The sequence below is a fragment of the Pseudomonas sp. NDM genome (assembly GCF_003105095.1).
In the GTDB taxonomy this organism is placed as follows: Bacteria; Pseudomonadota; Gammaproteobacteria; order Pseudomonadales; family Pseudomonadaceae; genus Aquipseudomonas; species Aquipseudomonas moraviensis_A.
This window is the reverse complement of the sequence record NZ_QETJ01000224.1, coordinates 1-6,525: the sequence shown is the minus strand read 5'-3', so window position 1 is coordinate 6,525 and position 6,525 is coordinate 1. Positions and strand designations below refer to the sequence as shown.

5 protein-coding genes are annotated in these 6,525 nt (G+C 62.2%); 1 reads left to right on the top strand and 4 read right to left on the bottom strand.

What is annotated here, in order from left to right; all coding sequences use genetic code 11:
- Positions 1-32 precede the first annotated feature (32 nt).
- The 4 genes from DCO47_RS25105 to DCO47_RS25090 form a co-directional block, all read right to left on the bottom strand.
- On the bottom strand, positions 33-317 hold the full coding sequence (locus DCO47_RS25105) for a YceK/YidQ family lipoprotein (RefSeq protein WP_064364047.1): 285 nt from the start codon (positions 315-317) through the stop codon (positions 33-35).
- Positions 310-957 carry a flavin prenyltransferase UbiX gene (ubiX, locus tag DCO47_RS25100; protein WP_024014462.1) on the bottom strand — a complete coding sequence of 216 codons (648 nt, stop codon included), beginning with the start codon at positions 955-957 and terminating at the stop codon, positions 310-312. The genes DCO47_RS25105 and ubiX overlap by 8 nt, the downstream gene beginning before the upstream one ends.
- Positions 954-2,303 carry a UDP-N-acetylmuramate:L-alanyl-gamma-D-glutamyl-meso-diaminopimelate ligase gene (gene mpl, locus DCO47_RS25095; RefSeq protein WP_064364045.1) on the bottom strand — a complete coding sequence of 450 codons (1,350 nt, stop codon included), beginning with the start codon at positions 2,301-2,303 and terminating at the stop codon, positions 954-956. The genes ubiX and mpl overlap by 4 nt, the downstream gene beginning before the upstream one ends.
- A 380-nt stretch (positions 2,304-2,683) precedes the next feature.
- The gene (locus DCO47_RS25090; RefSeq protein WP_116659158.1) at positions 2,684-4,597 is read right to left on the bottom strand and encodes a sigma-54-dependent Fis family transcriptional regulator; all 1,914 of its coding nucleotides are present in this window, start codon (positions 4,595-4,597) and stop codon (positions 2,684-2,686) included.
- 302 nt (positions 4,598-4,899) lie between these two features.
- On the opposite strand from DCO47_RS25090, the gene DCO47_RS25085 reads away from it, so the two are divergent.
- The gene (locus DCO47_RS25085) at positions 4,900-6,420 is read left to right on the top strand and encodes an aldehyde dehydrogenase family protein (protein ID WP_024014465.1); all 1,521 of its coding nucleotides are present in this window, start codon (positions 4,900-4,902) and stop codon (positions 6,418-6,420) included.
- Positions 6,421-6,525: the final 105 nt, after the last annotated feature.

Below are 6,525 nucleotides of genomic sequence, written 5' to 3'. Positions count from 1 at the left end.
AGGAGCTGCCGAAGGCTGCGATCTTTTGACCTTTACAATCCGCCAGTCGCCTGGAATCCCACGCCGATCACAGTCAGCAAAGACAGCGGCAACAACAACGTGTCGAGCAACGCGCTGGCCGGCAGGTCCACGCCCGGGTAACTCGGCGCCTCGGCACCAAACCGGTCCATCGCACAGCAGCCGCCATTCAACGCATACAAATCCAGCCGCGTCCCGGCATACACCACCGGCGCGCCGGGTTTCGCCGCATCCAGCGTGCGCGCGGTGGCACACCCGGTCAGCAGCACCGCCAGCACGAGCACCGGCAGCTTATTCATCGCTGCTCAGATGATGCTCACCCCAACGCGGCAACATGTCCTGCGGGATGCCGAGCAGATTGAGAATCCGCGCCACGACGAAGTCGATCAAATCATCGATGGTCTGCGGCTGGTGATAGAAGCCCGGCGACGCCGGCAAAATGGTCACGCCCAGGTTCGACAGCTTGAGCATGTGCTCCAGATGAATGCTCGAGTACGGCGCCTCCCGCGGCACCAGAATCAACTGGCGACGCTCTTTCAGCGTGACGTCGGCCGCGCGTTCGATGAGGTTGTTGCAGGCACCGGTCGCAATTGCCGACAGCGTGCCGGTCGAGCACGGCACCACCACCATTGCCGCCGGCGCACCGGAGCCGGAGGCCACCGGGGACATCCAGTCTTCCTTGCCATACACCCGAATCTGCCCGGCGGCGGCACCGGTGTACTCGGTGAGAAAGGCCTGCATCATCTGTGGTTTGTTCGGCAGGGACACGTCGGTCTCGGTGGCCATCACCAGTTGCGCAGCCTTGGAAATCAGGAAGTGCACTTCGCGATCTTCGCGTACCAGACAATCAAGCAGGCGCAAACCGTACTGCGCGCCCGAGGCGCCGGTCATCGCCAGGGTGATGCGTTCCGGGCCGCCGGCCTGGGAAAAAGTGTTCATTGCAGCGCCTCGGCGAGTTTGCCGTGCAGGCCGCCGAAGCCACCGTTGCTCATGATCACTACGTGGGTGCCCGGCTGCGCCTGGCTCTTCACGCGCTCGATGATGCCTTCCAGCGAATCGCTGACGATCGACGGCACCGTGCACAACGCAGCGGTTGCAGCCAAGTCCCAGCCAAGGTTGGCCGGGGCGTACCAGATCACCTGATCGGCATCGACCACGCTGTCCGGCAAGCCGTCACGGTGGGCGCCGAGTTTCATCGAATTGGAGCGCGGCTCGATGATCGCAATCAGTGGCGCGTCGCCGATGCGTTTACGTAGGCCATCAAGCGTGGTGGCGATGGCGGTCGGGTGGTGAGCGAAATCGTCGTAAATGGTGATGCCGCGCACCTCAGCGACTTTCTCCATACGGCGTTTGACGTTCTTGAACGCGCTCAACCCGGCAATGCCCATCGATGGCACCACACCGACATGCCGCGCCGCAGCCAGAGCAGCCAGGGCATTGGCGACGTTGTGCTGACCGGTCAATTCCCACTCGACGGTGCCTTGCGACACACCTTCGAACATCACTTCGAATGCCGAGCCGTCTTCGCTGAGCAACTTGACCTGCCACTGACCGCCGGCACCGGTGGTTTGCACCGGGGTCCAGCAACCCATTTCAATCACGCGCTGCAAGGCCGGCTCGGTGGTCGGGTGGATGACCAGCCCTTCGCTCGGAATGGTGCGCACCAAGTGGTGGAACTGTCGCTCGATCGCCGGCAGATCGGGGAAGATGTCGGCGTGATCGAACTCAAGGTTGTTGAGGATCGCGGTGCGCGGGCGGTAGTGGACGAACTTCGAGCGCTTGTCGAAAAAGGCGCTGTCGTATTCGTCAGCCTCGATCACAAAAAATGGTGTGCCGCCCAGGCGCGCCGACACCGAGAAATTCTGCGGCACGCCGCCGATGAGGAAACCCGGGCTCATGCCGGCGTGTTCCAGCACCCAGGCGAGCATGCTGCTGGTGGTGGTCTTGCCGTGGGTACCGGCAACGGCCAGTACCCAGCGCCCTTGCAGGACATGATCGGCCAGCCATTGCGGGCCGGAGACGTACGGCAGGCCTTTGTTCAGTACATATTCCACCGCCGGGTTGCCACGGGACATGGCATTGCCGATCACCACCAGATCCGGCGCCGGATCGAGTTGCGCCGGGTCATAACCCTGCGTCAGCTGAATGCCCTGGGCCTCGAGCTGCGTGCTCATCGGCGGATAGACGTTGGCGTCGGAGCCGGTCACGTGATGGCCCAGCTCTTTGGCCAACACCGCCATCGAGCCCATGAAAGTCCCGCAGATACCCAGAATATGAATGTGCATAGTCGACCTCGTAAAACATGGCCGCAGGTTAGCGTAGGGAGGGGGAAATGGCACTCTTTAGCTGAAGGATGGAGACGGGTTGGCGGCTACATCTGCGCACGGCTTCAGACCGCAGCCCCTCACCCCAGCCCTCTCCCCAGGGAGAGGGAGCCGATCTCGGTCGCCTTCAAATCCTGAGTTCGGCTCGATATTTCAGGTCGGCGTAAATCGGCCCGGCTTTCGATCGCAGCCCCTCTCCCCAGCCCTCTCCACAGGGAGAGGGAGCCGATCTCAGTCGCGTTCAAATCCTGAGTTCGGCTCGATATTTCAGGTCGGCGTAAATCGCCAAAACACCTCGGTCAGTCCCCTCTCCCTCTGGGAGAGGGTTAGGGTGAGGGCTTTCAGCTGGCACGCCGCTCAATTCCGTGTTTACGCAGTTTTCTATAAAGGGTGTTGCGGCTTACGCCCAGTTGCTGCGCTGTATGGGTCATATGCCACCGGGTCTGCTCCAGCACACTGAGCAATGCGAGGCGCTCGGCATCTTCCAGTGGCTGTGCGGCAGTGTCGGCCGCCACAACCGCCGGCCGCGCTTGCCGAATCATCACCGGCAAATCCTCAACCCCGACCCGCCCGCCATCACACAACGCCGCCAGCGTGCGCAGGACATTGCGCAGTTGCCGCACGTTCCCCGGCCAGTTGAACGCCAGCAACGCCTGCCGCGCCGGTTCTTCGATCAGGATCGTTTCGCCTACAGCCTCCTCGGCCAATAGAAAATCCAGCAACTGCGATTTATCACTGCGTTCACGCAATGCTGGCAACGCCACTTCCAGTCCGTTCAAGCGGTAATACAGATCCTCGCGAAAACTGCAATCCTCGACCCGCTCCAGCAGATTGCGGTGCGTCGCGCTGATGATCCGCACGTCCACCGTCTGCGGTTCGCCGCCAATCGGCACCACTTGCCGATCCTCCAGCACACGCAGCAAGCGCGTCTGCAAGGCCAGTGGCATGTCGCCGATTTCATCGAGAAACAACGTGCCGCCATCGGCCTGTTGCAGTTTGCCGCGCATGCCGTCCTTGCGCGCGCCAGTGAAGCTGCCCCCGCGATAGCCGAACAGTTCGCTCTCGATCAGGCTTTCCGGAATGGCTGCGCAATTGAGTGCGACGAAGCCATTGCCGCAGCGCTGGCTGGCCTGATGCACTGCCTTGGCGAACGCCTCTTTGCCCGAACCGGTTTCGCCGTTGATCAACAGCGGCACGTCGCGCTCGAACACGCGCAGGGCTTTGCGGAACTCGGCCTGCAACGCTTCGTCGCCGAGGCAAATGCCGGACAGGCGTGGCGCCGGCGCAGGGATGGGCGTTGGGACAATCGCTGTCGGCTTGCGCGATTCGCCGCGCAACACGGCAAACAAATGCCGCCCATCACAGGTACGCAGCGGCCAACTGGCGCTGGCATTGGCGCTCGCACGGCCAAGCAATTCGTCCAGCGAGCAATCGAAAAACGCTTCCACCGGTTGCCCGAGCAGACCACCGCGACCATGCCCGAGCAGGTTCAGCGCGCTCTGGTTGACCGCGCTGATCCGCCCTTCGCCGTCGAACGCCAGCAGCCCTTCGCTGAACAAGCCGACGGACTCGGCCTGCAGGTGAAAACGCAGCAACCACTGATTGTCGAAACAGCGCAGGAAGTAGCAGCTCTCGATCATCTTTGCCGACAGATTGACCAGCGCCATGGTGTGGAACTGGCTTTGCCGCGAGACGTCCGGCCGGGCCGAGGACACATCGAGTACTGCCAGCAGCTCACCCTGCGGATCGAACACCGGGCTCGCTGAACAGGTCAGCCCGGTATGACGGCCGCGAAAGTGTTCGTCCTGGTGAATGGTCAGCGCCTGACGCTCGACCAGGCAGGTGCCGATGCCATTGGTGCCTTCGCAGGCTTCGCTCCAGTCGGCGCCGAGCCAGAGCCCGGCGCGCTCGAAAATCTTGCGTTCGGCCGGCGCGGTGACGCAATTGAGGATCACCCCACGCGCGTCAGTCAGCAGCACCGCGTGACCGGCCCCGGAGAGCTGTTGATGCAAGCTGCTCATTTCGGTACCGGCGATCTGCAGCACTTGCTGCAGACGTTCGCGACTTTCCAGCACCCGGCCATGCTCGAGCACGGTCGGGGCCATGGTCACAGAAGGATCGAGGTGATAGTCCTCAAGACAGCGCAGCCACGAACGGGCGATCGACGGATCGGCTCCGGGGCCGTGCAGGTGCGGTTTGCCCTGGGTGACGGTGAGAACCTGGCGGGCATGGCGACTCAAATGGTTGTCGTGCATTTCTTATTGTTCTCCCCGAGGCGCGACGGCCCAAAGCATGAGGTGACGCTCAGCATCCTCCAGCCACCGACGCATTGCAATGCTGGCAAGACCGCTCGGTCACGGGCTGTGCCGCAAGTGGTACAAATTGTCACCCGCGCTGTACCGAAACCGTCACAGCGCCCCTCCATTCGTCCGAGACAAACCGGCCAAACCCTTGATTTGCCTGACCCGCACGGCAGTGGCCCAGCCCTTGCTCTACGCTTATAGCAAGCGCACTTGCGCGTTTCTCTAATAAGTACAAGGCCAAGGAGAACATCATCATGCGTTACGCCCACCCCGGTACTGACGGCGCCAAAGTCTCGTTCAAGAGCAAGTACGGTAATTACATCGGCGGCGAGTTCGTCGCGCCGGTCAAAGGTCAGTACTTCACCAATACCTCGCCAGTGAATGGCCAGCCCATCGCCGAATTCCCCCGCTCCACCGCCGAAGACATCGACAAGGCGCTGGATGCCGCCCACGCTGCCGCCGATGCGTGGGGCGCCACTTCCGTGCAGGCGCGCTCGCTGATCCTGCTGAAAATCGCCGACCGTATCGAAGAAAACCTCGAACTGCTGGCGATCACCGAAACCTGGGACAACGGCAAAGCCATCCGCGAAACCCTCAACGCCGATATCCCGCTGGCCGCTGACCATTTTCGCTACTTCGCCGGGTGCTTGCGCGCTCAGGAAGGCAGCGCTGCGGAAATCGACGGCAACACCGTGGCCTATCACATCCATGAACCGCTGGGCGTGGTCGGCCAGATCATCCCGTGGAACTTCCCGCTGCTGATGGCCGCGTGGAAACTCGCGCCAGCGCTGGCCGCCGGTAACTGCGTGGTGCTCAAACCTGCCGAGCAAACCCCGCTGGGCATCTGCGTGCTGATGGAACTGATCGGCGACCTGCTGCCGCCGGGCGTGCTCAACGTCGTGCAAGGCTTCGGCAAAGAAGCCGGCGAAGCCTTGGCGACCAGCAAGCGCATCGCCAAGATCGCCTTCACCGGTTCGACCCCGGTCGGCTCGCACATCATGAAATGCGCGGCGGAAAACATCATTCCGTCCACCGTGGAGCTGGGCGGCAAGTCGCCGAACATCTTCTTCGAAGACATCATGCAGGCCGAGCCGAGCTTCATCGAAAAAGCCGCCGAAGGTCTGGTACTGGCGTTCTTCAACCAGGGCGAAGTGTGCACCTGCCCTTCCCGCGCGCTGGTGCAGGAATCGATCTACGACGAATTCATGCAGGCCGTAATGAAGAAAGTCAGCCAGATCAAACGCGGCGATCCGCTCGACACCGACACCATGGTCGGCGCCCAGGCGTCGGAGCAGCAATTCGACAAGATCCTCTCGTACCTGGAAATCGCCAAGGGCGAAGGCGCGGAACTGCTGACCGGCGGCAAGGTGGAAAAACTCGAGGGCAGCCTGGCGACCGGTTATTACATCCAGCCGACTCTGCTCAAAGGCACCAACAAAATGCGCGTGTTCCAGGAAGAAATCTTCGGCCCGGTGGTGAGCATCACCACCTTCAAGGACGAAGCCGAAGCCCTGGCGATCGCCAACGACACCGAGTTCGGCCTCGGTGCCGGCCTGTGGACCCGCGACATCAACCGCGCCTACCGCATGGGCCGGGCGATCAAGGCCGGTCGCGTGTGGACCAACTGCTACCACCTGTACCCGGCGCATGCCGCGTTCGGCGGTTACAAGAAGTCCGGCGTCGGGCGTGAGACCCACAAGATGATGCTCGACCATTACCAGCAGACCAAAAACCTGCTGGTGAGCTACGACATCAATCCGTTGGGGTTCTTCTGATCCAGACGGGGTGAGGCAGTTGTTCCTGCTTCGCCCTCTGGATTGTCTTCGCGAGCAGGCTCGCTCCCACAGGTGACTTATGGTCGTACGCAATCCCCTGTGGGA